Genomic DNA, 23943 nt, shown 5'->3' on the forward strand with positions numbered 1-23943 from the left:
AGGCGTGGCCCGTCACACCGGGCGGCCGGGCGGGCGCCTCGAGGGCGGCGTGCCGGTTCCCTAGAACGCCATTCGCAGCTCGAGGCGCGGCGCGATGAGCGCGCGGGCGACGAAGTTCGTGCCCGAGCGCGCGGGCTCTCCCACGGTCTCTACGCGCCCCTCCGAGTACGTGGCCGCGATGAGCGGCGTCGCGACGCGCAGGGAGAGGCCGGAGGTGAGCTCGCGGTCCACCGCGATCCCGAGCTCCGCCCCGGCGAGCCAGCCCGTCGTCTTCTGCTCGGTCTCGGTGCCGGAGATCAACCCGCGATCGTCCATGTGGATGGACCCGCCCTCCGCGAGGACGAGGATCGAGACGTCGACCGGGGCCGTGCTGCCGGTGACGACCCCGCGCAGCCCAGCCGTCACGAACAGCTGCTGCACGTCCGCGCGCGTCGGCCCGGTGGCCCCGGCCGGCACGTCGTCGCGCCGTTGCGAGAAGGCGCCGGAGACCCCGAAGGCGAGCCACGTTCGTCCGGAGAGCCTCCGCTCCAGCGACGCCGTGACGACTGGCAGGAGCTCCGTGACGAGGCTCGGGACCGGGATCGAGGAGAAGTAGCTCACGAACAGGCCGGACCCCAGCCCGCCGCCGAGGTTCCAGTCGGCGCGCGGCGCGGCGGCGACGGGGGTCGGTGGCTCCTGGGCGAGGGTGGTGAGCGGCGCGCAGATGAGGACGGCGAGAGCGACGAGTAGACGCATGGTGTGTGTTCCTCCCTTGCGCCGGCCGGATGCAACCGAAGCGCCAGGCGTTCACTCACCGGAAACCGGCGTGGAGACGCGACCATCGGGGCCGGCTCCGGTCGCTCGGCGGCGGCAGCGCGGACAATCTGGCAAACGCGCGGCGTGCACCGCGCCGCCGTCGCCACTTTGTCAACGCGCGCCGCGCCGGCCCGCTCGGGAGATCCCTACTTCACTTCAGCAGGTCCTTGACCACGTGCGCCCCGAGCGCGCGGAACCCCTGCTCCACCAGCGCCCGGCCGCGATCGCTCGCGAGCGTGGCCCGCATCTGCTCCGGCGCGACGCCGATCTCGAGGTCGAGCCGGACGAGGGCCGCCGAGACCGCCGGGGTCGCGTCCGCCGCCTTCGCCTTCGCGCGCCGGGCGACGACGCCCGCCGACAGCTTGTCCATCAGGGCGTCCTCGGTCGTCCGGGGCCCCTGCGCGTCGCGGAGCGCCGCCGAGATCCCGCCGTAGACGTCCTCGAGCGCGGCGGGGAGCTCGAGCGCGCCGGCGAGCCGCTCGGTGGCCTCGTCGTGGTCGACGCCGCGCGCGGCGGCGTAGGTGGGCGCGAGGAGGAGCACGAGGTCCTTGCGCGGGAGGACGTGCGGCAAGCGGCGGGAGAAGAGGGTCACCGGACAGTCCTACCGCACCGCGGCCCGGCGCGCAGCCGGGACCGCCGCGAGGCCTCGACGATCAGCACGCGCCGTCGGGCGCGATCGCGGCGGCGCTCTGGAGCGACAGCACGAGGCCCGCCCGCGCCGCGGCGTGCAGCGCGAGCGGCCACCGCTGGGCGACGATCCCGCGCGACACCGTCCAGGGCTTCCTCCAGAGCTCCGCCGCGACGCCGCGCCACGACGCGGCGGTGCGCGGGCTCAGCAGGCGGAGCAGCCCGAGCACGTCCCGGAGCTCGTCCGGGTGGCGCAGGTGCGCCACCGCCCCGCAACCGATGGTGATCGACTCCGTCCCGTAGGGCTCGTCGAGCACAGCCCGGAGGATCTGCGCCCGGAGCTCGAGGGCGCCCGAGCCCTCGCGCGGCGCGCGGACCCGGGCGCTCGCGCTGCCCGAACCCGCCCGGATCCGGATCGCGGCGCCGGGCGCGTCCCGGAGCCGCAGGTCGAGGTCGAGCGGCCGCGCCCGCGCGCCGCCGCTCGCCGCGAGCCGTTCCTCGACCCGCGCGGCCAGCTCGCCGAGCGCGCCCGCCGAGAGGGGTGCCAGGGTCGCGACGCGACCGGCCGCGTCGCGCAGCTCCCCCTCCGCGCAGGCGCGCTCGAGCTCCTCGCGCGTCGGACGCGACCGCCCGCCCGGGTGCACCGTCGCGCCGTCGACCACGTCCCCCGGCGCGAGCAGGCGGCAGGCGCTCGCGCGCGCGGGGCCCGCGCGGCGCGCGAAGATCGCGTCCGGTCCGGGCGCCTCGAGCTTCACCTCGTTCACCCACCGGAGGTGCGGCTCCAGCAGCACGAACGACGCCGCGAAGGCGCAGGCGAGCCGGGGCGAGAGGCGGCGCACGATGTCGGCGAACCGCTCCGCGAGGAGCTCCTCGCGCCGGGCCGCCGCGGCGCGATCGTCCTTGCCCGGCAGCCGCAGGCAGTTCGGGAACCACGACGCGCCGCCGAACCCGACGAACAGCGCGTCGATCCGCGGGTGGTTCCGGCGGAGGAGGTTGCAGAAGTGCTCCGCCACGACCGCCGGCGCGGCGTGCAGCGCGTCGTTCGCGTTCACGAGCACCTGCTCGCCGTCCTCGACGACGAGCATCGAGTCGGTCGCGTTCACGTAGCAGGTGGCGGTGACCCCGTCCGCGAGCGCGATCCGCTGGCCGTGGCGCATCGCGACGACGCGCTCGAACCCGAGCGACGCGACGTACGCGTCCATGCCCCCCGAGACGAACGCGGGCACGAGGACCATTGCGTCGCGCCGGATCCCGGCGAGCGTCGGGGCGTGCAGGTGATCCTCGTGGCCGTGCGACAGGTACAGGACCTCGATCCGCCTCGCGGCGAGCCCGTCGGGAGCCGGCGTCGGCCAGGGGTGCCACTGATCGGTGTACGCCGGCCCCGCCCACCAGGGATCGCTGACGATCCGGATGCCCCGGACCTCCGTCTCGAGGCACGCGTGCCCCACGAAGCGCGTGAGCATGTCTTCCCCCCGGAGGACGGTCGTGTGTGCCCGGCTCCCACGCAACGGCTCTTGGTGGGACCGTCCGTGCGGGCGGTCCGGGGCGGGGGCGGTCAGAGCCCCTCGGCCGGAGCCGAGAGCCTGACCTCGACGTCGGGCTTCACGCGGAGCGCGCCGAGCATCGCGCGGTACGGCGCGATGCCGAAGTCGGGCTGGTGGAGCCGCGCCGCCGCGAGGACCCGCTCGCCCGCGCGGCGCACCGGGACCATGAGCGGTCGCGTGACGCCGGCGAGCGCCAGCGCGCCGCGGACGTCCCACCCGCCTTCCCGCGGCGCGACGGCCGTCGACTCGAACCGGAGCTCCGGGAACCGGCGGACCCGCAGCACGGCGGAGGCGATCGCGTCCTCGATCTCCGCGACGTCCCGCGGCCGGAGCGCCCCCGGCAGCGGCCGGCCGTCGCGGACCGCGCTGGCGACGCGCAGCGACGCCGGATCGAGCCGCGCCACGACCGACGGCGCCGCCGGATCGATGGCGAGCTCGAACGCGGTCACGCGCAGCACGAGGTCGTGCCCCACGGCGGAGAGGAGGCCCTCGCGGAACACGAGCACCTCGACGGTCGCGCGGTCGGGCCCGAGGACGATCACGGCGTCCGCCGGACGTCGACGACCGTGAGCGTCCGCGTGCCGCCGGGCCGCTCGACCTCGACCTCGTCGCCGCGCGTGCGCCCGAGCAGCGCGCGGGCGACCGGCGCGTGCACGCTCACGAGGCCGCGGCGCGGATCGACCTCGTCCGGGCCGACGATGCGCCACGTCGAGGTCGCGCCCGCCTCGTCCTCGACCGTGACCCACGTCCCGAACGCGACGGTCCCCTCCGGCGCCGCGTCGGGCGCGAGCACGGTCACGGCCGCGAGGGTCGCCTCGACGAGGGCGGCGCGCCGGTCCAGGTCGGCGACCCGCGCCGGCCGCTCCGTCGCGGGGAGCGCCGCGGCCGCCGCACGCTCGCCCGCCAGCCGGGAGAGCTCGGCCCGGAGCGCCGCGTGCCCCTCGGGCGTGACGTAGCGGACCTCGCCCGGCGCGAGCCGCGGCCCGGGCCGCGCCGGCGGCGCGAGGTCCGGGGTCTCCTCGCTCGTGAACGCCTTCGACACGAACGGATCGTAGCGCCTCCAGGGCCGCGGCGCTCCGGCGTGCGCTGCCGCTCGCCCCGCGCCTGTCGAGGGCGAATCGCCGGGCGCGTCCGTGGTTCGACGGGCTCACCGCGAGCGGGCGCTGCCCTCACGGCCCGCCGACCACGAACAGCCGGCCGTCGTTCTGGGCGTACACGCGGCCGGCCGCGTCGAGGCTCACCGGCGTGTACGCCGCGCCGAGCGCCTGCTGGAGGAAGATGCGGTCCCGCACCGCGCCGCCGGGACGGATCGCGTACAGGTTCCCGTCCTCGCTGTTCGCGTACACCACGCCGTCCCGGTCCACCGCGACCGCGTTCACGCACCACTCGAAGCCGCGCGGGTGCTGGCCGTCGTCCGCGCACGGCACCGAGCCGTCCGCGCTCCGGCTGCACGCGCGCGTCTCCGTGCTCGTGAACCGCCACTCCGGCGCGAGCGCCGCGTCGAGCTGCGTGATCCGGTACGGGCCGCCGGGATAGTCGTTGTCCTTGAGCACGATCGAGAAGGTCCCGCCGTGCGCGAACACCGCCGGGGTGATGTCCCAGCCGAAGTCGTACGTCCCGAGCGGCGCGCCGTCCGCGCCGAGCCGGAACAGGTGCCCGCGCTCGCCGTTGTACGCCGTGTACGCACCGTAGAGGACGCCGCCGTCGGGGAGCGCGACGGGCGAGCTCGTGGACTGGTCGAGCGCGAGGCCGGACGGCGCCGCGTTCGTCTCCGGATCGACGCCCTGCGCCGTGCCGGGGCGGCACGCGTCCGGTCCGGTGCCGTAGGGGACGCGGACGCCGCATCCGTCCGCGAGCCGGTGCGCGAGGGACGTCGCCCACCGCGGGGCGAGCTCGGGCGTCACCGCCACCACGAACGCCGTGCGCGCGGCCCGGTGCGCGCGCGAGATCACGAACACCGTCCCGTCCGCGCCGATCGCCGGGGCGGCGTTCACCTGCGGCCGCTGCGCGCCGCACCGGATGGTCCGGGTGGGCAGCGGCGCGCCGGTCGCGTCGACCGGCGGCCACGGGGGCGGAGCGCTCGAGGCGTAGGCGGTCTCGCACGTGTCGCCCGGGGTCGGCGCGCCCGGGACCAGGTCCGCGAAGCGGGCGACGCGGAACGTGCCGTCCGGGCGGACCTCGCAGAGGAAGCCATCGGCGTCGCGCCCCGAGTCGCCCCACGGGTCCACGGGGTCGAGCCGGATCCCGGTGTACCAGGCGTTGCCCGCGGCGTCGGCCGTCACCGGGCCCGCCACGTAGGTGTCGGGATCGTCCCCGAGCGGCGCCACCGTGCGGACGAGCTCGCCGCTCGCGCGGTCCACGAGGTGCAGCGTGCCCCGCGCTCCGGGGACCGCCACGAGCGAGCCGGCGGTCCCGACCAGCGCGGCGTGGAACACCGGCTCCCAGCCCGCGAGCGTCGGGCCGTCCGGCGGCGGCTTCCAGTCGGACTCGAAGGCCCAGACTGCCCCGAGCGCCCCGCCCTGCCACCGCCAGCCGCGCTCGCCCCAGGTCTGCGTCGCCCACGCGGCGGGGCCGCAGGCCGGGCCCGGCGTGCCGGGCGGCGTGCATGCGACGTACGGGCCGGACTTGTGCTCGACGATCACGTCGTCGCCCGCGACGAGCGGCGTCTGGTAGTGAACGAGGAGATCCCCGCCGGACTCCGCCTTCTCGGCCTCCACCGAGTCGTCGACCTGCGCCGTCAGGAGGATCCTCGAGAGCGGCGCCCCGCGGGCGCAGGTGGTGCCCCCGTGCCCGGGGCCGAGCGACCACTGGGGCCACTCCGCGGCGCCCGCGCACTGGAGCTCCGGCGTGGGCGCCCCGCGGCGGCTGGTGTGGCACGCGACGCCGGCGACGACGAGTACGAGCGCGAGGCGGGAGCGCACCGCCGCCTCATAGCGTCCACGTCGGCGGGGCGCCGCGCGGGTGGCCCGCCGGCGACGGCGCCCCCGCGCGTGGCGCTGGGTACCCGGTCAGTCCCAGATGAGGAACAGCGTCCGCTTCCGCCCGATGAGGTCGGCGAGGCCGGCCGTCGGATCGGAGTGGCCGGACACGAGGTCCGGCGCGAACTTCGCCGCGCGGTGCGCGAGGGCGACGGGGTCCTTCGGCTCGCGCTCGAAGCGCCCGGCGACGAAGTCGCTCCCGATCTCGAGCAGCTCGAACGCCTCGTCGCGCTCGAGCGCGTGGAGCCACTGGATGATCTGCTCCGTCGTCACGCCGTGACGGTGACCCGAGGTGCCCATCCGGCGGATCACGAGGTCCGGGTCGGATGTCGGCATGAGGCCGATGCGGTCCTTCTCGCCCGGGAGCCCGTACGCGCGCTCGTAGCGGAACAGGTAGATGCCGGCCTTGCGGAACGGTCCGTGGCTCCCGGCCAGGAGCCGCGACGCGACGTGGGGCTCGAGCGCGAACGCGCGGCCCGCGGACAGGGGGATCTTGATGCCGGCCTCGGTCTCGATGACCTCGCCCTCCGTCCCGGTCGCCGCCTCGACCGCGGCGATGGCCGCAGCGAAGTCCTTCGGCGCCGGCAGCACGATGGCGTCGTCCGCCCCGGCCGCGGGTGCGGCGACCAGCGCCGGACCGGCGCGAGCGACGAGCGGCGCGCTCGCGAGGGCGAGGACGAAGGCAGTGCGGCGCCCGGTCTGGACGGCATGTGCGACGGATCGAGCGACGATCGACCGCAGACTGTTCGAGTGCGACATACGGGGCTCCCTCCGGGAGCCATCGTATGCGGCAATTCGTCGTTGCCCAAATACCGGGAGTCGATTCCACGTGCCTCGACCACGGGACGGCATCGACGCACCGCAGCGGCGCCAGCACTGGCGCGGCCTTGAGGCATCGCTCCCCGCTCGGTAGCGTCGATGTCCCACATCCCCGGAGGCGCGATGCGCCGATCTCGCGGTCTCGTCACGTTGCTCCTGGTCGCAGCCGGGCTCGCCTGCGCCGCTCCCCGCGTCGCTGCGCCGCCAGCGCAGCCCGACGGGGACCGTGCCGGGCCGGCCGTGCCCGCCTCCGTCGCGGTCGTGCAGCGGCAGCTCGAGGCGTACAACGCCCAGGACCTCGACGCCTTCGTCGCGACGTACGCGGACGACGTCGTGATCACGAGCGCGAGCACCGGCCAGACGCTCGCGTCCGGCAAGGAGGCGCTGCGGCAACGGTACGGAACGATGTTCCAGCGGTTCCCGAGGAACCGCTGCCGCGTCGTCGAGCGGCGGGTCGAGGGGGACCGTGTCGTGCTGGATCACGAGATCATCACCGGACGATCTCCGGAGCACCCCGACCCGTGGGACGTGGGGTGGGTACGTTACGAGGTCGAGGGCGGCCTCATCCGTCGCGTCGAGCTGCCCTAGGCGCCCGTGGAGCTGGCCTGGCATCAGGGCGTGCCAGCGGACAGCGCCACGGACGAGCGGGCGAGGCCAGGCGCCGAGCGATGCACGCCGGATCGGGCGCTCGGCGGCGGCCTGCTCGCCCGGGCGGCACGCGCAGCGGAGGCGAGCAGGTCGTGCTCGCCGCACGGGCACCGGCTGCAGCGCTCGGCATGGCCCGCCGCGTTTCCGCCGTCCGGCGCGGCCGTGCCGTGGGCGGGGATCAACATGGCAAGGGAGTTGCTGTGCAACGGCGCATGGACTCGATCGACGGCTACGCGCTCCCAGCCGATGACGTCTCGCTCCCGCCCGGCGCCCCTCGCGGGGAGCGCACCTTCACGTCCCGGATCGTCCGGAGCGGAGCCCGGCGGCAGACGCTGCACCTCTCCGGCTCGCTGGACCCGGGCTGGGCGGGCCGGCTCGCGGCCGGCCTCGCAGCGCACCAGATCAGCGTGGTGCGGGCGACCGCCCGGCGGACGCCGACGCGGTGGATCGCCGAGATCGCGTTCGACGTCCTGGACCCCGAGGTCGAGCCGTCGGCCATCGACTTCCTCGCGCTCATCAACGACCACGCGCCCGCGCCGATGCCGCCCGGCGGCGTCGCGCTCTCGAGCCACCGCGTAGCCCGCACGCGGCGGGACGTGCTCGTCGAGCTCCGCGCCGTCGACGCGGTGGGCTTCCTCGGCCGGATCCTGCACGAGTTCGCGGACCTCGGGCTTTACCCGCACGAGATGCGGGTGGAGACGCTCGGATCCGAGATCCGCGACGTGTTCCGGCTGCAGAGCGCGGCCGGAGAGGTCCCGCCGGAGGGGATCGTCACGGCGCTCCGGGCGCGGCTCGAGCGCCTCGCAGCGCGCTGATCCCGGCGACCGCGCACGCGTCCGTCGCGATCACGGTACCGGAGCGCGGGCTCGTCGCGGCGGGGATCGCCGCGGATCCGCGAACCGGCGCGCTGTTCGTCGGGAGCATCCGGCTCCGGAAGATCGTCTGCGGCGCCCCCCGGGCCGGCGACCGACCGGCCCGGCGGCGCGCGGCATCGAATCCGGGGCGGATCGCCTCCGCGCCGCGCCCGCCGCGTTATGGCTCGCGGGCTCCGCCGGCCGCCTCCGCGCGGAGCTGGAGGGCACATGATCACGAACACGCAGTCCGGGACGCGCGTCGACGAGATCGCGTCCGGCATCTTCCGCATCAGCACCCCGCTGCCGCCGACCGCCGGAGGTCCGCCGACCGGCTTCTCCTTCAACCAGTACCTCGTCGTCGACGAGCAGCCGCTGCTGTTCCACACCGGCCCGCGCCGGATGTTCCAGCTCACGCGCGAGGCGATCGCGGCCGTGCTGCCAGTGGAGCGGCTCCGGCTCGTCGGCCTCTCGCACTACGAGGCGGACGAGTGCGGCGCGCTGAACGACCTGCTCGGCGCCGCGCCGGAGGCGACGCCGGTGTGCTCGTTCGTGGCGGCGCTCACGTCGATCCAGGACCAGGCCACGCGGCCACCGCGCGTGCTCCGGGACGGCGAGACGCTGTCGCTCGGCACGCACCGCGTTCGCTGGTTCGACACGCCGCACCTGCCGCACGGATGGGAGTGCGGCTACCTCTTCGAGGAGACGACGCGGACCCTGCTCTGCGGCGATCTCTTCACGCAGGGCGGCGCGACGCCGCCGCCGCTCACCGAGGCGGACATCCTCGGGCCGAGCGAGGCGTTCCGCGCGCCGATGGACTACTTCTCCCACGCGCGGAACGCGCGCGCGCAGGTCGAACGGCTCGCCGCGACCGCGCCGCGGACCCTCGCGTGCATGCACGGGAGCGCGTGGGCGGGCGACGGCGCGGCGATCCTTCGCGCGCTGGGCGAGGCGCTCGACCGGTGACGGCGCGGCGCGAGTCGGCGGTCCGTCCCGAGCGTCGGTTGTCCGCCGGCTCGCCCTGCCCGATGATGGCCCGTCCTCTTCACCCCATGCCGACGAGGCCATCCATGGAACCGTTCCGCTACCACGTCTACGCCTGCCAGCAGGAGAAGCCGGGGGCCGCGCCTTGCTGCAGCGGTCGCGGCTCCGCCGCCGTGCTGGACGCCCTCCGCAAGGAGCTCGCCGCGAAGCAGCTCGTGGACGTCGTCCAGGTCACGACCTGCGGCTCGCTCGGCATGTGCGAGCGCGGGCCGAACATGGTCGTGTACCCCGACGGCGTCTGGTATTCCGGCGTCCAGGTCGCCGACGTCGCGGAGATCGTCCGCGAGCACTTCCAGAACGGGCGGGTCGTCGAGCGCCTCGCGAACCGCGACGCCGGCGCCCTGAAGAAGGAGATCACCGAGAACCGCGCGAAGGCGATGGCGGCGATGGCTGCGCTCGCGGCGCAGCAGAAGGCCAGGTCGAGCTGAGCGACCGCGCGTGCGCGAGGTCGCGCGTCGCACCTGCGCGCGACTTCCCGCACCCGCACCCACTTGCGAGCGCGCACCGACGGTGCGACCCTCCCGCGCCGCCAACCGCCCGTTCGCCGCGTCGGCGGCGCGGGTTCACGGAGCGCTCCATGAAGACCCTGCTCGCCGGCCTCGCCGCCGCCGCCCTCCTCTCCACGGGCTGCATGATCCACGTCCCCGGCGTCGCGCACACCAGCGCGCCCGTCTCCGCGCAGAAGTGCCCGCCCGGCCATCAGTGGAGCGACGGCACCTGCCACGACAAGGGCAAGGGGCACGATCCGGCGAAGCACGACCGGTAGGCGCGGAACGCGCCGGCGGGCGGGCGACGGGGCCCCTACAGCCGCACCGGCACCCGCCGCGCCCCGACCGCGCCGCCCGGCGTGACCGCGAGCGCGCACGCGAGCACCCGCGCGCCGCGGCGCGCGGCCCGGCGGAGCGCGGCGCCGAACGCCGGGTCCACCTCGTCCTCGGGCTCGACCGCGTCAACGTCCCCGCGCTGCGCGACGAACACGATGGCGACCGGTACGCCGCGCAGCGCGAGCCGGCCCAGCTCGTCGCAGTGGCGCGCGCCGCGCGCGGTCACGGCGTCGGGGAAGCGCGCCACGCGACCCGCGACGAGCGTCACCGACTTCACCTCGACGAACGCGCCGTCCACGGTGAAGTCGAACCGGGAGCGGCCGTGCGCCACCTCGGCGGCGAGGTCGCTCCCGGCGAGCTCCGGAAAGAGCCCGCCGCGCCAGAGCGCCGGGAAGACCCGGTTGGCGTAGGTCGTCACCGTCCCGACCCAGGTCCGGCCCTCGCGCGCGGCGACGACCGTGTACGGGCACCGGCGCCCGTCGCAGGGGCCGTCGAGGAGGACCACCCGCCCGGGCGCGAGCGTCCCGGTGAGCCGGCCGGAGTTCGGGAGGTGCGCCGCCACGAGCTCACCGGTCGCGAGCCGCACCTCCGCGACGAACCGGTTCGGGCGGCCCAGGAACGTCGCGCGGAGCGGCCGCGCCCGGAGCCGCGCGAGCGGGTGGTCGCGGAGCGGAACGGAGGGGGGCGGGATGGAGGGAGGAGCGGCGCGCCGGGGGGCGGTGGGCACGGTCCGTCTCGTACCGCGGGAGGACGCGACGCGCCAGCCACCGCGGGGCGCCTCGTGGCGGCACCCGGTCGCCCCGAGCCTCGTCGAAGCGCGACCGGCCGCGCGGCCCGTGGTGCGCTCCCCCCGAGCGACGGCGGATCAGTCGATCCGGACGACGATCTTCCCCCGCACGTGCTTGCTCCCCGCGTGCGCCTCGGCCTCCGCGATCCGCTCGAGCGGGTATTCCTGCTCGACGACGGGGACGAGCCGCCCCTCGGCGACGCGCTCCGCGAGCCAGACGAGGTCGCGCGCCCGCGGCCGGACCACGACGGTGCGGGCCCGCGGCGAGCGGACCAGCGTGAGCGCCGTGTCGACGAAGGTGCGGAGCTTCGGGACCGTCGTGACGTAGACGCCGCTTCGCCCGAGGGCGCGTCGCGCGGCGGCGAGGCTGCGATTCCCGAACACGTCGAGGACGACGTCGTAGCGCGCTGGCGCGGCGAGCGCGTCGGCGGCGCCGTAGTCGATCGCCTCGTGCGCGCCGAGGCGGCGGCAGAGGTCGAGGTTCGGCGCGCTGGCGGTCGCGGTCACGTGGGCGCCGAGGATGCGCGCGACCTGGATCGCGAAGGAGCCGACGCCGCCGGAGGCGCCGTTCACGAGGACCCGGGCGCCGGGCACGAGCCGCGCGACGTCGCGGAGCGCCTGCAACGCCGTGGAGGCGGCGAGCGGGATCGCGGCGGCGCGGACGAAGTCGAGGCCGGCGGGCATCGGGGCGCAGTCGCGCGGCGAGGCGACGAGGTACTCGGCGCACGCGCCGCCCTGATACCCGTCGAGCATGCCGTAGTACGACGCGCCCTCGGCGATGCCGGCGACGCCCGCGCCGACCCCGGCGATCTCGCCGGCCCAGTCGAACCCCACGCGCTTCGGGAACCGGCGGCCGGTGAGGAGCCGGAACCTTCCGGAGCGGACGAGCACGTCCTTCGGGTTCAGCGCCGCGGCGCGGACGCGGACGAGGAGCGCGCCGCGGCCGGGGCGCGGCCGCGCGACGTCGCGGATCCGGAGGACGTCGGGTGGGCCGTAGGCGTCGTACTCGACGATCTTCACGGGCGCTCCCGGGTCAGAGGCCTCGCCGCGATGGCGCGCGGCGCGCCCGCGGGAGCCCCGTGGGGCAGCGCCTTCCAGGCGCGCGGTGGCCTCGGCATGCGCCCTCCTCTCCGTCCGCCGCGGACGGCCTCGACCGGATCCCCTAGCAGGTCCGGCGCGCAGGACCGAGGGGGAAGGGGGGCACTGACCATCAGTGCATATCCGGGTCCGACCGCCACGCGCACGGGCTCATGTCCTTGATGCGTTCGGGGTACGATGGTCGACTTCCCTTCCCGAGGTGACCTTGCTCCGCTCATGCCTGACGTCGACGCCCATTCCAGCGTTGCTCCGGCGCGCCGGGATCGCCGCCGTGCTCGCCGCCGCGCTGCTCGCCCCGGGCGCCGTCCGCGCGGACTTCACGACGGTGAACCCGGGGGTCACCGTCTCGTACACGTTCGGTCACGGGTTCACCTGGGGGCTCGAGGTGAGCTGGGTCCGCTGGCCCGAGACGCTGGACGGCTTCAGGCAGCGCCCCTACGGCCGCGGCCTCGCGATCGACGTGTCGACGAACTGGCGCGACCTCCTCAAGCTCCGGGTGGGCGGCGAGGTCGCGGGGCCGTTCATCGGCGTCGAGGCCGGGCCCGCGCTGGTGCTCGATCCCGGCGGCGTCCACGTGGGCCTGAGCGTCACCCCATGGGCGGGCTGGTACGTGATGCCGTTCTACACGTACACGTATGTGCTCGGTCGCGAGCGGAACCTGCACGAGGTCGGGACGTACCTGAAGCTCTACCTCGATCCGAACGGAACCGGGGCCGTCGGCAGCCATCACCACGACTGGGATTGAGGGGCGCACCGAGCAGGCGGGGCGCCGGTCGACACCGGCGGATGTGCCCGTTACGCTCAGCGAGATGACACCGCTCGTCTTCCTCCCCGGAGCCGGCGGCAGCGCCGCGTTCTGGCGCCCCGTCGCGGACCGGCTCGCCGACCTCGGCCCGGCGCGCCTCCTGGGCTGGCCCGGGTTCGGCGACGTCCCACTCGACCCGGGGATCTCGTCGCTCGACGGCCTGTACCGGTGGCTCCTGGACCGGCTCCCCGCCGGCGCGAGCCACGTCGTCGCGCAGTCGATGGGTGGCGTGCTCGCCGCGCGGCTCGCGATCGAGCACCCGGAGCGCGTCGCGCGGCTGGTGCTCGTCGCCACCTCGGGTGGCCTCGAAGTCGCCGCGCTCGGCGCCTGCGACTGGCGGCCCGAGTACCGGGCCGCGCTGCCGGACGTGCCCGCCTGGTTCGTCGAGGACCGGACCGACCTCGGGGATCGCCTCGGCGCGATCCGGGCGCCGACGCTGCTCCTCTGGAGCGACGCGGATCCGGTGAGCCCGCTCGCGGTGGGCCGCGTCCTCGCCGAGCGGATCGCGGGTTCCCGGCTCGTGACGGTGCCGGGCGGATCGCACGTGTTCGCGAACGAGCGGCCGGACGAGGTCGCGGCGGAGATCCGCGCGCATTTGGCGGCGGGGGATCCAGACCGAGAGTTCCGGGCTTCGGACCGGGTGACCGCGGCGGGGATCCGGGGATCCAGACCGAGAGTTCCGGGCTTCGGACCGGGTGACCGCGGCGCGGACTACCGAAGGGATCCAGACCGAGAGTTCCGGGCTTCGGACCGGGTGACCGCGGCGCGGACTACCGAGGGATCCAGACCGAGAGTTCCGGGGGATCCAGACCGAGAGTTCCGGGCTTCGGACCGGGTGACCGCGGCGCGGACTACCGACGGCAGAGAAACCGACGCGGAAACGTGACCGAGCGCGGGCACGGTCCTTGTCATGCCCGCACGCATGACTGCTCCCCGCCAGGTTTTGCCTGGAGCCACCTATCTCGTCACGCGGCGCTGCGCGCAGCGCCAATTTCTCCTGCGCCCGTCCAGGGCCACGAACGAAATCTTCCTCTACCTGCTCGCCGTCGCGGCGCAGCGATTCGAGATCCGCGTCCATGCCTTTTGCGTGCTCTCGAACCACTTTCACCTCGTGCTGACCGACCTGCACGCCCGGCTCCCGGCGTTCCATCAATTCCTCGACGCGCTGGTCGCTCGAGCCGTGAACGCCTCGATCGGCCGATGGGAGACCTTCTGGGCGCCGAACAGTTACAGCGCCGTAACTCTTGTCTCGCCGAGCGACATCCTCGACAAGGCCGCCTACGTCCTCGCGAACCCGACCGCGGCAGGCCTCGTGCGCTCCGGCCGGCTATGGCCTGGGCTCTGGTCCGCCCCCGAGCGGATCGGAGGCGACGCCTTCGAGATCTCGCGGCCGAAGCACTTCTTCGACCCGAAGGGCTCCCTTCCCGAAAAGGCGATCCTCCAGCTCGAACCGCCTCCGAGCTTCACGGCCGAGGAGTTCCGGGAGCGGCTCGCGGCGGCCCTCGCCGAACGGGAGGAGGACGCTGTGAGAGACGCCCGCGCCGGCTTCCTGGGCGCCGCGCGCGTGCTCTCGCAGAAGCCGACAGGTCGGCCGCGGCCCGGCGAGCCGCGGCGGGGGCTCAACCCGCGCGTCGCCGCGCGAGACAAGTGGAAGCGCATCGAAGCGCTCGGCCGGCTGGTCGAGTTCCTGCGCTCGTACCGCGCGGCCTGGGCGGCCAGGTGCGCGGGATACACCAGCGCGATCTTCCCGTGCGGCACCTACTTGCTCCGCGTGCACCACGGGGTCCCGTGCGCGAGCTCCGGATAGCGGGCGCTCACGAACTCCCCCCGGCCCTCCCCCTCCGACGACGCGCGCTGGATTCCTCGCTCGCTCTCGAGCGAGTCACGTCGGCCTGCGTCCGCATCCCGGATTGCACCACCGGGGAGCGCATTCGCACCCGCCACACCTCGCCCTGAGCGCCTGCTGCTCTCAGTCCGACGTCCATTACTCTCGGTCTGGGCGTCCATTACTCTCGGTCTGGGCGTCACTCTCGGTCTGGGCGTCCGGACGTCGGCCGCGCGCTGTACCAGCAGGTGGAGGTCGGCGACGCGGTCTGCGCCCTGCTGTGGCCGGGGAGGCTCGGGGCGAGGTGGTACCAGGTGGAGGCGTGCCCGTGAGGCGCCAGCCCGTCAGCGCGGCCGATCCCGCACGAACCACCGGATGACGCCGAACGCGCCCGGCGTGTTCACGAGCGGCCGGAAGCCGAGCCGCACGATGGCACCGAGGGAGCGGAAGTTTGGCGCGTCGGTGCAGGCGAGCACGCGGGGGAGCTCGAGCCCGTCGAAGGCGTGCCGGATCACGGCCTCGCCGGCCTCGCGCGCGACCCCCTGCCGCCAGTACCGCGGCCACACGGCCGCCGCGAGCTCCAGGCCGCGGATCCGGGCGGGCTTCAGCCCCGCGTAGCCGACGAACGCGCCGTCCTCCTTTCGGTGAAGCGCGTACAGCCCCGCGCCGCACCGGCGGAAACCGGCGAGGCTCTCCTGGATCATGCCGCGGACCGTCGCCTCCGGAAGCACCAGCCCGTCGCACATCCAGCGGCGGACGTCCGGGTCGATGAGCAGCGCCCGGAGGGCGCCGACGTCGCCGAGCGTGAGGGGGCGGAGGGTCAGCCGGGGGGTGTCGAGGACGGGCACGCGTCTCCCGTCTCACTCGGGGCGACGCCGTTACGTCGGCGGCGCCGCGGCCGACACAGCAAGGCGATCCAGACTTCATCGATGCGCGCGCGGATCAGCTGGCTGCAATGCGGAACGCCTTCGCGGTGCCGAGCGCTCCGGAGCGCCGGCGCCGCACGGTCTCGCGGTACCGCCGGCGCCGTGATCCTCACCCCGCGTGCGACCGCGGCCCCTCCTCCGGCCCGTGCCGCTTCAGGATCACGATCGACGCGACCAGCACGACGATCAGCACCGTCAGGAGGGCGAGCTCGGCCATCACGTGGCGGAACTCCTCGTCGGGCATCCTGGGCTGCGCGCCGAACTCCGCGGTGATGACGAGGATCCGGCGGACGCCGGCGATGAGGGCGACGAGCAGGAACGGCTCCGGGACGAGCGTGTGCTCCCGGAACGAGACCTGCACCGTGTAGAGCAGCTCCACGATCATCAGCGCGAGCAGGATCCGGTCGAGCAGCGTCACGACCGCGCGGACGTCCACGCCGCTCGTCACCGCCTTGAACAGATCGAGCGCGCCCTGGACGAGGATCGCGGTGGCGCTCACCGCGAGCAGGGCGCCGAGCGCGACGTAGACCACGTCCTGGACGTGGCTGAACGCGGTCGACACGCCCCTGCGAGCTCGGCCCGGCGCGCTGCGCTCCTCCGCCATCGACGCTTCCTCCGCGCGTCCTGATAACGCAGGCCGACGCGCGACCGACGCCCCGCCCGATGGAACCTCACGGGGCGCGGCGGATCGCGCCCCGCCGCTCGCGAGCGCCCGGCCGGGCCGGCGGCGCCGTCGCGCGTCCGTTATCACCTCGCTGCCGAGGCGCGTCGCGGCGGCGGCGGGGAGGCGCTCCTCGGGCGAGGAGGAGATCATGGCCGAGCGCGAGACCGAGAGCTTCCTGAAGCGGCTGGAGGAGCGACTCTCCCGGGTGGCCGCGTGGCTGCGTCAGCGCGGGGGAGACGAAGGCGGCGCGCGGGATCGCCACGCGCGCCTCGAGGCGGTCCGCCACGAGCTCGCGCAGGCACGGCGCGCCGTCGCCGACACCACGCACGAGGACCTCGCGCGCATCCGTTCCGCGCTCGAGGACCTCAGGGGGGACTACGACGTTCCGCAGCAGCACACGGCGCTCCACCGCGCCGAGCTGGAGGCGCTCCGGAAGCACCTCCACACGACCGCCCGCCTCCTCCACGATCGCGCGGACCTCGACAACCCCTCCTGGGTCCAGGCGAACGAGGAGTACGAGCGATCCTGGGCCGACCTGGAGCACGCGTTCGAGGGAGAGGGGCACGCGGCGTCCCCCTGATGCGGCGGCGCGTCCGAGGCGCACGAGCGACGCGGCGACGTGCGGCCCGGAATGCTGAGGTGGAACCTCACGGTTCCGACGAAACTATCTGAGGGTCGGCCACGCGGCCGGCGCTAGATGTCGCCCCGGGCTTCGAGCGGGGTGGAGCGATGCGAGAGCAGGAGCAGATGGTGCAGGTGTTCCGGCCGGCGGGAGCGTTCGAGGTGTCGACCGCGGTGGCGATCGTGCGCGCGGTCGAGCGGCTCGCCCCCGACGTCGCCGTCGCCGTGGATCTCTCGGTCGCCTTCGACGTCCAGGATCACGAGCTCGCGATCCTCGCCTACGGCCTCGCCGCCACGGGGCGCCGGATCGAGCTCAGCGGCCTGTCGCGCCATCACGTGCGCGTGCTGCGGTACCTCGGGCTCGACTTCGCCCGCACCGCCGACCGGGAGGCGGACGCCGCCGTGGAAGGCGCGGGGTAGCTGGCCGAAAACCTGCCGACCCACGCAGATTTTGTCCTCTGGGCGCAAGTCAGACGACCCTGCTAAGACTCCGGCCCACGATGGCCGCCGACTTCGTCCACCTGCACCTCCACACCCTCTACTCGCTCCTCGACGGCGCGATCCGCATCAAGGACCTCCTCAAGACCGTCCAGGCCAAGGGGATGAAGACGGTCGCGGTCACCGATCACGGCAACCTGTTCGGCGCCGTCGACTTCTACAAGAAGGCCAAGGAAGCCGGCGTGAAGCCCATCCTCGGGATGGAGGCGTACGTCGCCGGCGAGAAGGGGCGCCTCGACCGCAGCGAGCGCATCGGCCGCCACCTCGTGCTGCTCGCGAAGAACGCCGAGGGCTGGGCGAACCTCCGCTACCTCTCCTCGAAGGCGTTCACCGAGGGCTTCTACTACGACCCTCGCATCGACAAGCAGCTGCTCCGCGAGCACTCGAAGGGCCTCGTCGGCCTGACCGCCTGCCTCGCCGGCGAGGTGCCGCGGCTCATCCGCCAGGGCGACCTCGACGGCGCCCGCCGCGTCGCCCGCGAGTACAGGGACATCTTCGAGCCGGGCTCGTTCTTCCTCGAGGTGCAGTCGAACGGGATGCGGGAGCAGCTCGAGGTGAACGCGAAGCTCGCCCAGCTCGCGCGCGACGAGGACATCCCGCTCGTCGCCACGGCGGACGCGCACTACGTGAAGCGGGAGGACGCGAAGGCGCACGAGGTCCTCATGTGCATCGCGTCCAACAAGACGTTCCAGGACCCGAAGCGCCTCCGCCACGACACCGACGCGCTCTTCATCCAGTCGCCCGACGAGATGGCGGCCGCGCTCCCCGAGTACCGGGAGGCGATCGACAACACCGTGCGCATCGCGGAGATGTGCAACGTCGAGCTCAAGCTCGGGAAGTCCTTCCTGCCCCGGTTCCAGCTCCCGGACGGGATGAGCGAGGACGACTTCATCACGAAGCTCGCGCTGGAGGGCCTCGACCGCCGCTTCCGCGAGGTCGACGGCAAGTATCCGCACGATCGCGACGCCTACCGCGCCCGGCTCGAGATGGAGCTCGGCGTCATCAAGAAGATGGGGTTCAGCGGGTACTTCCTCATCGTCCAGGACTTCATCAACTGGGCGAAGGAGCACCACGTCCCCGTCGGCCCCGGCCGCGGCTCCGGCGCCGGGTCGATCGTCGCCTGGTCCCTCCGGATCACCGATCTCGACCCGCTCCGGTGGCAGCTCCTCTTCGAGCGCTTCCTCAACCCCGAGCGCGTGTCGATGCCGGACTTCGACGTCGACTTCTGCCAGAACCGGCGCGACGAGGTCATCCAGTACGTCCGCGGCAAGTACGGCCAGGACAACGTCGGCCAGATCATCACCTTCGGCTCGCTCAAGGCGCGCTCGGTCATCCGCGACGTCGTGCGGGTGATGGGTCTGCCGTTCGCCGAGGGCGACAAGATCGCGAAGCTCGTCCCGGACCCGGTGCAGGGCAAGACGCCGCCGCTCAAGGAGCTCGTCTTCGGCAGCGAGAAGGGTCCGGCCGAGCCGCGCCTCGAGGAGCTGTACAAGAAGCCCACCGAGATCTCGCGCTGGACCGATGACAAGGGCGTCCAGCACGTGGTGACGACGAAGGACCTCCTCGACATCGCGATGTCGCTCGAGGGCCTGAACCGCCAGGCGGGCCTGCACGCCGCCGGCGTCGTCATCGCCGACAAGCCGCTCTGGGACTACGTGCCGGCGTACAAGGACGACAAGTCCGAGATGCTGGTGTCGCAGTTCGCGAAGGAGGAGGTCGAGGCAGCCGGCCTCGTGAAGTTCGACTTCCTCGGCCTCAAGACCCTCACCGTCATCGACGACGCCCTCCGGCTGGTGAAGCAGAACCACCCGGAGCGGAAGGACTTCCAGGCGTCGGACATCCCCATCGACGATCCGGCGGTCTACGAGCTCATCAGCCGCGGCGACACCGCGGGCGTGTTCCAGATGGAGTCGTCGGGCTTCACCGAGATGGTCGTCAAGATGAAGCCCTCGCGGTTCGAGGACGTCATCGCGGCGGGCGCCCTCTACCGCCCCGGCCCCCTCGACCAGAAGCTCGAGGACGGCCGGACGATGGTCGACGTCTACATCGACCGCAAGCACGGCCGGGACAAGGTCGTCTACCCGCACCCGACCCTCGAGCCGGTCCTCGAGCCGACGTACGGCGTCATCGTCTACCAGGAGCAGGTGATGCAGATCGCCCAGGTCCTGGGCGGCTACTCCCTCGGCGGCGCCGACCTGCTCCGGCGCGCGATGGGGAAGAAGAAGGCCGAGGAGATGGCGAAGCAGCGCGCCATCTTCATGAAGGGCTCCACCGAGCAGGGCGTCGACGAGAAGATCGCGAGCGGCGTCTTCGACCTCATGGAGAAGTTCGCGGCGTACGGCTTCAACAAGTCGCACTCCGCCGCGTACGGCCTCCTCACCGTCCAGACCGCCTGGCTCAAGGCCCACTACCCCGTCGAGTTCATGGCCGCGCTCATCTCGAGCGAGGCCTCGAACACCGACAAGGTGGTGCTGCACATCTCGGAGGCGCGCGCCGACGGCATCGAGGTGCTGCCGCCGGACGTGAACGAGTCGCTGAAGGACTTCGGGGCGTTCCCGCCGGGCGAGACGTCGCCGAAGGGATCGAAGGGGCGCATCCGGTTCGGCCTCGGCGCGGTCCGCGGCGTCGGCGAGTCCGCCGTCGAGGCGATCCTCCTGGCGCGCGCGGACGGCGGGCCGTTCAAGTCGCTCTTCGACTTCGCGTCCCGCGTCGACTCGAAGAAGATCAACAAGAAGGTGGTCGAGGCGCTCGTGAAGTCCGGCGCGTTCGACTTCGAGCGCGTCCCGCGGTGGCAGCTCTACGCCGGCATCGAGGCGGCCTTCGCCGCCGGCGCCTCCGCGCAGGCGGATCGGGCGAGCGGGCAGCACTCGCTGTTCGGCGCGCTCCCCGCCGCGCAGGTCGAGCAGAAGCCCCGCTACCCGAAGCCGGGCGACGTGGTGGGCGAGCTCACCGTCGAGGAGTGGCCGGAGCGCGTCCGGCTCGCCTTCGAGAAGGAGGCGCTCGGGTTCTACCTGACCGGCCACCCGCTGAAGGGCTACGAGCGCGAGGTGAAGCGCTACGCCTCGTCCACCTGCGCGGCCGTCGCGCAGAAGCGGCACGGCGACAAGGTGACGGTGGTCGGGGTCGTCGCCGCGGTCCGCGAGCGGATGAACAAGGAGAAGGGCACGCGCTTCGGCTTCCTCACGCTCGAGGACCTCACCGGGACGACCGAGGTGATCTGCTGGGCGTCGCGTCCGGCCCAGAACGGGAGGCCCGCGCAGAAGGGCTGGGCGGACTGGGAGCACTTCGTGAAGGGCGACGAGCCGGTGCTCGTCCACGGCGAGGTCCGGATCAACAACCGCGAGGAGGAGAACCCGCGGGCGGAGATCACCGCGATGGAGATCGAGCCGCTCGCCGCGGTGCGGAACCAGAAGACGAGCGAGATCGCGCTCCGCATCGACGCCGACCGGCTCACGAAGGAGCGCGCCGGCGAGCTCCGGACGCTCCTCGGCCGCTTCTCCGGTGCGTGCGCCGTGACGGTCCGCGCGGTGATCCCCGAGGAGAGCGAGACGACCATCGCCGTCCCCGTGAAGGTCCAGCCCGCCGACGAGCTGCTCGAGGCGGCGCGCCGGCTCGGGTTCGAGGTCGAGCTGCGCTAGCTGGCGCCGGGCCGCGGTTTCGGCTAGCACGGGGGCATGTACTTCGCCCTCTTCTACGACTACGTCCCCGACGTCCTCGAGCGCCGCAAGCCGCACCGCCCGGAGCACCTCGCCTACGCCGGCGCCGCCCACGACGCCGGCCGCCTCGTCATGGCCGGAGCCTTCGATCCGCCCACCGACGGCGCGCTCTTCCTGTTCAAGGCGGACTCCGCCTCCGACGTCGAGGCGTTCGCGAAGAGCGATCCCTACGTGAAGAACGGGGTCGTGAGCGGCTGGCGCGTGAAGCCCTGGAACGTGGTCGTGGGCGGGCAGTCCTAGCCGCTCCGGCTACCGCACGACCTCGAGCGCGGTGATCTCGGCCCGGAAGTACGTGAAGCGTCCCTCCGGGAGCTGCCACGCGACCTCGATCCGCGTCGGCACCCGCATTCCGCTCCACTCGTGCGGCACGTCGCTCACCGCCTCCCACGGCGTCGTCACCGTCCCCTTCCCCACCGCGCGCGGCCGGTCGGCCCGGCACGTGACCGCGCCGCGCGCCTCGTCGAGCGCGAGGTCCACCGTCGCGCCGCCGGGGTCGGCCCGGTCCCGGAGCCGCGCCGTGTCGGCGCCGATGGCGGACCACTCGAGGGTCGGGTGCAGCACGAGCGCCGGCGGGCAGCACGGGACCTCCCCGAGGTAGCGCTGCAGCTCGCCGCGATCGAAGTCCGCGCCCGCTCCCTTCATCACCGGGACCAGGCCGAGGGCGCGGACGACGAGCGAGCCGCGGCCGTCCTCGTATGCGTCCGTCGCGGTCATGAGCGTCAGCGGGCCGAGCCGCACGGTCGCGACCCAGCGGAACGCGCTCCGCAGGGCGTCGATGGTCTGCTCGGCGGTGAAGCGGATCGGGCGTGCGCCGGGCGACAGGACCAGCTCCCCGCGCTGCGAGAGCCGCACGCCGCGGGCGCTCGCCACGACGTCGGGCCCCCGCGGCAGGGCGAAGGCACGGAAGCGGTCCCGCAGCCCGGAGGCGGCGGCGGAGGGGTCGGCGGTCATGGGCGCCGAGTAGAATCCCGCGCATGCCCATCGTCCACGTCCACATTCGCGCAGGGCGGCCCGCCGCGCAGCGGAAGGCGATCCTCGACGGGGTCCACGCCGCGCTCGTCGACGCCTTCCGGGTGCCCGAGTCCGACCGCAACCAGATCCTGCACGAGCACGCCCCGGAGCACCTGGAGTCGCCGAAGGGGCCCGAGTACACGCTCGTCGAGCTCACGGTCTTCCCGGGCCGGAGCGCCGACGCGAAGCGCAGGCTCTACGAAGGCATCGTGCGAAACCTCGAGCACGCGCCCGGGATCCCGCCGTCGGCGGTGATGATCGTGCTCCACGAGCCGCCGCTCGAGTGCTGGGGGATCCGCGGCGGGAAGATCGCGAGCGACGTCGCGATCGGCTTCAAGGTCGACGTCTGAGCCAGCAGGATGAGCAGGCACCGCCGCCCCGTGGGCGCAGGGCCTGCCGCGCATCACTCCCTGGGCCCGTCTTGCCGCGGCGCCGCCGCCCCGCCGCCGTCGCAGACCTGCCCCGGTCCGTCGGCGATCGTCGCGCAGGCGAGGCCGGCGGGGCACTGCGCGTCGGTCTTGCACGGGATCTCGCAGGTCCGGAACACGAGGCCCGGGCGGCAGCCGGCGACGCCGCACCACTCGATGCAGCGCTGGCCCGCGGGGCACCCCGTCTCCGGACACGTTCCGTGAAGGCCGACGGGCGCGGAGCCGCGGGAGGTCGTCGCCGCGGCGCGGTCGGGCGGCGCCGCCGCGTCCGGGGACTCGCGGGCGGGGGCGCAGCAGGCGGTGACGGCGGCGAGCGCGGCGACCGCGAGCGCGGCGGATCGGGAGCACATGCTGGGATGGTAGCGCGAAGCTGCCGAGCGAGCCCCCGCTCGCCGCAGCGCGGGACATGCGTGCCTACGTTCACGCCGAACCGTACGCGTGATCGACGAGATGGCCTGCCCGCTTCTCCGACGCTCCCAGCCTCCCCGCTGTCGCGCCGTGTCCGGAGCCGCGGCGCCCGTCCCGAGGGACGTGATGACCGCGTTCTGCCGCGGCCCCTACGGCACCTGCCCAGCGTATCGGTTCGTTCGCGCCGCCGGTCGGCCCGTCCATCCCTCTGATTTCGCAGCGTGGGTGGTCAGGGGGATCTCACCCGGCCGGGTGGAGCCGGAAGCGGCGCCCCCTCCGGAGCCTGAGGGGTCGTAACCCGCCGCAACCCCAAAAGAGTCCGGACGAGTAAGGGGGGTACGGTGACCACCTGATGGAAGGTCTGTAGTATGTGGGTCCTGTCTACACACCGTTGAATGACTGTTGTTGACAGGGGGTGCAGTCATGATGCGCGCGAACGTCCGCGTCCCGGCACCTAGGGGCGCCGCCGCTCATTGCGATACTGATGGCCTGCTCCGGTGTGATCGCCAGGCCGAGGAGATGCTGAAGGTCTTCTTCTCCGATGCCTCGGAGGGAGCAGTCGTTCCCGCCGAGCTCCGGGGGCTCACCGAGGGTGCCCAGAGCGGGCCACCCGGGATCCGCCGTACGCTGCTGATGGAGGGGCACGGCGAGCGCCTGCGGATCGAGGTGACGGCCGTCGGCAAGGGGAAGACGCAGCTGCACCTGTGGCGGGAGCCGCTGCCGGAGCCGCTGCAGCTCGGACCGGAGGCCACCACCGCCGCGCCGGCCGATGGGCTCACGCAGCGTGAACGCGAGGTCGCCCTGCTCGTCGCGGACGGCCTGCGCTCCCGCGAGGTCGCGGAGCGGCTCGGGATCGCGTCGCAGACCGTCAAGAGCCACCTCAAGACGATCTTCGACAAGCTCGGCGTCCGCAACCGCGTCGAGCTGGCGCGCCGCCTCGTCCAGCACTGAGGCGCGTCGTCCCCGGCAGAAACCCTGGCCCGCCGGTCCGCGGCGGGCCCCCGCCGTCGGCTTGGCCCGCTTGCG

General features: G+C 73.9%; 27 protein-coding genes. 14 read left to right on the plus strand and 13 right to left on the minus strand.

Annotation, left to right across the window (positions count from 1 at the left end):
• Positions 1–60: 60 nt before the first annotated feature.
• The 7 genes from AMOR_RS05655 to AMOR_RS05685 all read right to left on the minus strand — a co-directional run bounded on the left by AMOR_RS05655 (position 61) and on the right by AMOR_RS05685 (position 6703).
• Positions 61–735 carry a hypothetical protein gene (locus AMOR_RS05655; RefSeq protein ID WP_248359420.1) on the minus strand — a complete coding sequence of 225 codons (675 nt, stop codon included), beginning with the start codon at positions 733–735 and terminating at the stop codon, positions 61–63.
• A gap of 211 nt (positions 736–946) precedes the next feature.
• Positions 947–1387, minus strand: coding sequence for a hypothetical protein (locus AMOR_RS05660; protein ID WP_248359422.1), 441 nt, complete (start codon positions 1385–1387; stop codon positions 947–949).
• Between the two features lie 61 nt (positions 1388–1448).
• A complete protein-coding gene (locus tag AMOR_RS05665; RefSeq protein WP_248359423.1) occupies positions 1449–2885 on the minus strand; it encodes an MBL fold metallo-hydrolase in 1437 nt (478 codons plus the stop codon).
• A 92-nt stretch (positions 2886–2977) separates the two neighbouring features.
• Positions 2978–3508 carry a YceI family protein gene (locus tag AMOR_RS05670; protein ID WP_248359425.1) on the minus strand — a complete coding sequence of 177 codons (531 nt, stop codon included), beginning with the start codon at positions 3506–3508 and terminating at the stop codon, positions 2978–2980.
• Positions 3505–4008, minus strand: a complete 504-nt coding sequence (locus AMOR_RS05675; RefSeq protein ID WP_248359427.1) for a GreA/GreB family elongation factor — start codon at positions 4006–4008, stop codon at positions 3505–3507. Before AMOR_RS05675 ends, AMOR_RS05670 begins: the two co-directional genes overlap by 4 nt.
• A gap of 127 nt (positions 4009–4135) precedes the next feature.
• Positions 4136–5887 carry a hypothetical protein gene (locus AMOR_RS05680; RefSeq protein ID WP_248359429.1) on the minus strand — a complete coding sequence of 584 codons (1752 nt, stop codon included), beginning with the start codon at positions 5885–5887 and terminating at the stop codon, positions 4136–4138.
• An 87-nt stretch (positions 5888–5974) separates the two neighbouring features.
• Complete coding sequence (locus tag AMOR_RS05685) at positions 5975–6703, minus strand: DUF4253 domain-containing protein (protein WP_248359432.1); 729 nt, start codon at positions 6701–6703, stop codon at positions 5975–5977.
• Positions 6704–6886: 183 nt separating this feature from the next.
• Here AMOR_RS05685 and AMOR_RS05690 point away from each other — a divergent pair, with 183 nt between their 5' ends.
• The 5 genes from AMOR_RS05690 to AMOR_RS05710 all read left to right on the plus strand — a co-directional run bounded on the left by AMOR_RS05690 (position 6887) and on the right by AMOR_RS05710 (position 10072).
• Positions 6887–7351, plus strand: a complete 465-nt coding sequence (locus AMOR_RS05690) for a nuclear transport factor 2 family protein (protein ID WP_248359435.1) — start codon at positions 6887–6889, stop codon at positions 7349–7351.
• A 272-nt stretch (positions 7352–7623) separates the two neighbouring features.
• A complete protein-coding gene (locus AMOR_RS05695; RefSeq protein ID WP_248359438.1) occupies positions 7624–8226 on the plus strand; it encodes an ACT domain-containing protein in 603 nt (200 codons plus the stop codon).
• A 267-nt stretch (positions 8227–8493) separates the two neighbouring features.
• Positions 8494–9228: an oxygen-binding di-iron domain-containing protein gene (locus AMOR_RS05700; protein WP_248359440.1), complete on the plus strand. Its 735-nt coding sequence runs from the start codon at positions 8494–8496 to the stop codon at positions 9226–9228.
• Positions 9229–9332: 104 nt separating this feature from the next.
• Entirely contained in the window at positions 9333–9734 is a 402-nt protein-coding gene (locus tag AMOR_RS05705) for a (2Fe-2S) ferredoxin domain-containing protein (RefSeq protein WP_248359443.1), read from the plus strand.
• 149 nt (positions 9735–9883) lie between these two features.
• Positions 9884–10072: a hypothetical protein gene (locus AMOR_RS05710; RefSeq protein ID WP_248359445.1), complete on the plus strand. Its 189-nt coding sequence runs from the start codon at positions 9884–9886 to the stop codon at positions 10070–10072.
• Positions 10073–10107: 35 nt separating this feature from the next.
• On the opposite strand, the gene sfsA is transcribed toward AMOR_RS05710, so the two are convergent.
• Positions 10108–10857, minus strand: a complete 750-nt coding sequence (sfsA, locus tag AMOR_RS05715; RefSeq protein WP_248359448.1) for a DNA/RNA nuclease SfsA — start codon at positions 10855–10857, stop codon at positions 10108–10110.
• 138 nt (positions 10858–10995) lie between these two features.
• On the minus strand, positions 10996–11937 hold the full coding sequence (locus tag AMOR_RS05720) for an NAD(P)-dependent alcohol dehydrogenase (RefSeq protein ID WP_248359451.1): 942 nt from the start codon (positions 11935–11937) through the stop codon (positions 10996–10998).
• Positions 11938–12259: 322 nt separating this feature from the next.
• Here AMOR_RS05720 and AMOR_RS05725 point away from each other — a divergent pair, with 322 nt between their 5' ends.
• The 3 genes from AMOR_RS05725 to AMOR_RS05735 all read left to right on the plus strand — a co-directional run bounded on the left by AMOR_RS05725 (position 12260) and on the right by AMOR_RS05735 (position 14627).
• The gene (locus AMOR_RS05725) at positions 12260–12760 is read left to right on the plus strand and encodes a hypothetical protein (RefSeq protein ID WP_248359453.1); all 501 of its coding nucleotides are present in this window, start codon (positions 12260–12262) and stop codon (positions 12758–12760) included.
• Between the two features lie 64 nt (positions 12761–12824).
• A complete protein-coding gene (locus AMOR_RS05730; RefSeq protein ID WP_248359455.1) occupies positions 12825–13706 on the plus strand; it encodes an alpha/beta fold hydrolase in 882 nt (293 codons plus the stop codon).
• A gap of 36 nt (positions 13707–13742) precedes the next feature.
• On the plus strand, positions 13743–14627 hold the full coding sequence (locus AMOR_RS05735; RefSeq protein WP_248359458.1) for a hypothetical protein: 885 nt from the start codon (positions 13743–13745) through the stop codon (positions 14625–14627).
• Positions 14628–14989: 362 nt separating this feature from the next.
• Here the strand turns inward: AMOR_RS05735 and AMOR_RS05740 are convergent, their stop codons facing one another.
• Both AMOR_RS05740 and AMOR_RS05745 read right to left on the minus strand, forming a co-directional pair.
• Positions 14990–15493 (minus strand): GNAT family N-acetyltransferase, encoded by a 504-nt coding sequence (locus AMOR_RS05740; RefSeq protein ID WP_248359461.1) that lies wholly within the window; start codon positions 15491–15493, stop codon positions 14990–14992.
• Between the two features lie 187 nt (positions 15494–15680).
• Positions 15681–16175, minus strand: a complete 495-nt coding sequence (locus tag AMOR_RS05745) for a phosphate-starvation-inducible PsiE family protein (RefSeq protein WP_248359464.1) — start codon at positions 16173–16175, stop codon at positions 15681–15683.
• 208 nt (positions 16176–16383) lie between these two features.
• Here AMOR_RS05745 and AMOR_RS05750 point away from each other — a divergent pair, with 208 nt between their 5' ends.
• The 4 genes from AMOR_RS05750 to AMOR_RS05765 all read left to right on the plus strand — a co-directional run bounded on the left by AMOR_RS05750 (position 16384) and on the right by AMOR_RS05765 (position 21310).
• Entirely contained in the window at positions 16384–16815 is a 432-nt protein-coding gene (locus tag AMOR_RS05750; protein WP_248359466.1) for a hypothetical protein, read from the plus strand.
• Positions 16816–16964: 149 nt separating this feature from the next.
• On the plus strand, positions 16965–17276 hold the full coding sequence (locus tag AMOR_RS05755; protein ID WP_248359469.1) for a hypothetical protein: 312 nt from the start codon (positions 16965–16967) through the stop codon (positions 17274–17276).
• Between the two features lie 80 nt (positions 17277–17356).
• A complete protein-coding gene (gene dnaE / locus AMOR_RS05760; RefSeq protein WP_248359472.1) occupies positions 17357–20992 on the plus strand; it encodes a DNA polymerase III subunit alpha in 3636 nt (1211 codons plus the stop codon).
• Positions 20993–21028: 36 nt separating this feature from the next.
• Positions 21029–21310, plus strand: coding sequence for a YciI-like protein (locus AMOR_RS05765; protein WP_248359475.1), 282 nt, complete (start codon positions 21029–21031; stop codon positions 21308–21310).
• 9 nt (positions 21311–21319) lie between these two features.
• Here AMOR_RS05765 and AMOR_RS05770 read toward each other — a convergent pair whose 3' ends face one another.
• The gene (locus tag AMOR_RS05770; RefSeq protein WP_248359478.1) at positions 21320–22021 is read right to left on the minus strand and encodes a DUF6920 family protein; all 702 of its coding nucleotides are present in this window, start codon (positions 22019–22021) and stop codon (positions 21320–21322) included.
• A 23-nt stretch (positions 22022–22044) separates the two neighbouring features.
• Here AMOR_RS05770 and AMOR_RS05775 point away from each other — a divergent pair, with 23 nt between their 5' ends.
• Positions 22045–22431, plus strand: a complete 387-nt coding sequence (locus AMOR_RS05775; protein WP_248359481.1) for a tautomerase family protein — start codon at positions 22045–22047, stop codon at positions 22429–22431.
• A 53-nt stretch (positions 22432–22484) separates the two neighbouring features.
• On the opposite strand, the gene AMOR_RS05780 is transcribed toward AMOR_RS05775, so the two are convergent.
• Positions 22485–22859, minus strand: a complete 375-nt coding sequence (locus AMOR_RS05780; RefSeq protein WP_248359484.1) for a hypothetical protein — start codon at positions 22857–22859, stop codon at positions 22485–22487.
• Between the two features lie 481 nt (positions 22860–23340).
• On the opposite strand from AMOR_RS05780, the gene AMOR_RS05785 reads away from it, so the two are divergent.
• The gene (locus AMOR_RS05785; RefSeq protein WP_248359486.1) at positions 23341–23868 is read left to right on the plus strand and encodes a helix-turn-helix transcriptional regulator; all 528 of its coding nucleotides are present in this window, start codon (positions 23341–23343) and stop codon (positions 23866–23868) included.
• Positions 23869–23943: the final 75 nt, after the last annotated feature.

Origin of the sequence: Anaeromyxobacter oryzae, from assembly GCF_023169945.1 — a bacterium.
Taxonomy (GTDB): Bacteria; Myxococcota; Myxococcia; order Myxococcales; family Anaeromyxobacteraceae; genus Anaeromyxobacter; species Anaeromyxobacter oryzae.

Bases quoted from the DNA above. Each gene is read 5' to 3' on its own strand.
- AMOR_RS05655 (WP_248359420.1), bottom strand. From the start codon at position 735: ATGCGTCTACTCGTCGCTCTCGCCGTCCTCATCTGCGCGCCGCTCACC.
- AMOR_RS05665 (WP_248359423.1), bottom strand. From the start codon at position 2,885: ATGCTCACGCGCTTCGTGGGGCACGCGTGCCTCGAGACGGAGGTCCGG.
- AMOR_RS05685 (WP_248359432.1), bottom strand. From the start codon at position 6,703: ATGTCGCACTCGAACAGTCTGCGGTCGATCGTCGCTCGATCCGTCGCA.
- AMOR_RS05690 (WP_248359435.1), top strand. From the start codon at position 6,887: ATGCGCCGATCTCGCGGTCTCGTCACGTTGCTCCTGGTCGCAGCCGGG.
- AMOR_RS05695 (WP_248359438.1), top strand. From the start codon at position 7,624: ATGGACTCGATCGACGGCTACGCGCTCCCAGCCGATGACGTCTCGCTC.
- AMOR_RS05700 (WP_248359440.1), top strand. From the start codon at position 8,494: ATGATCACGAACACGCAGTCCGGGACGCGCGTCGACGAGATCGCGTCC.
- AMOR_RS05705 (WP_248359443.1), top strand. From the start codon at position 9,333: ATGGAACCGTTCCGCTACCACGTCTACGCCTGCCAGCAGGAGAAGCCG.
- AMOR_RS05710 (WP_248359445.1), top strand. From the start codon at position 9,884: ATGAAGACCCTGCTCGCCGGCCTCGCCGCCGCCGCCCTCCTCTCCACG.
- AMOR_RS05730 (WP_248359455.1), top strand. From the start codon at position 12,825: ATGACACCGCTCGTCTTCCTCCCCGGAGCCGGCGGCAGCGCCGCGTTC.
- AMOR_RS05735 (WP_248359458.1), top strand. From the start codon at position 13,743: ATGACTGCTCCCCGCCAGGTTTTGCCTGGAGCCACCTATCTCGTCACG.
- AMOR_RS05745 (WP_248359464.1), bottom strand. From the start codon at position 16,175: ATGGCGGAGGAGCGCAGCGCGCCGGGCCGAGCTCGCAGGGGCGTGTCG.
- AMOR_RS05750 (WP_248359466.1), top strand. From the start codon at position 16,384: ATGGCCGAGCGCGAGACCGAGAGCTTCCTGAAGCGGCTGGAGGAGCGA.
- AMOR_RS05755 (WP_248359469.1), top strand. From the start codon at position 16,965: ATGCGAGAGCAGGAGCAGATGGTGCAGGTGTTCCGGCCGGCGGGAGCG.
- dnaE (WP_248359472.1), top strand. From the start codon at position 17,357: ATGGCCGCCGACTTCGTCCACCTGCACCTCCACACCCTCTACTCGCTC.
- AMOR_RS05765 (WP_248359475.1), top strand. From the start codon at position 21,029: ATGTACTTCGCCCTCTTCTACGACTACGTCCCCGACGTCCTCGAGCGC.
- AMOR_RS05770 (WP_248359478.1), bottom strand. From the start codon at position 22,021: ATGACCGCCGACCCCTCCGCCGCCGCCTCCGGGCTGCGGGACCGCTTC.
- AMOR_RS05775 (WP_248359481.1), top strand. From the start codon at position 22,045: ATGCCCATCGTCCACGTCCACATTCGCGCAGGGCGGCCCGCCGCGCAG.
- AMOR_RS05780 (WP_248359484.1), bottom strand. From the start codon at position 22,859: ATGTGCTCCCGATCCGCCGCGCTCGCGGTCGCCGCGCTCGCCGCCGTC.
- AMOR_RS05785 (WP_248359486.1), top strand. From the start codon at position 23,341: ATGATGCGCGCGAACGTCCGCGTCCCGGCACCTAGGGGCGCCGCCGCT.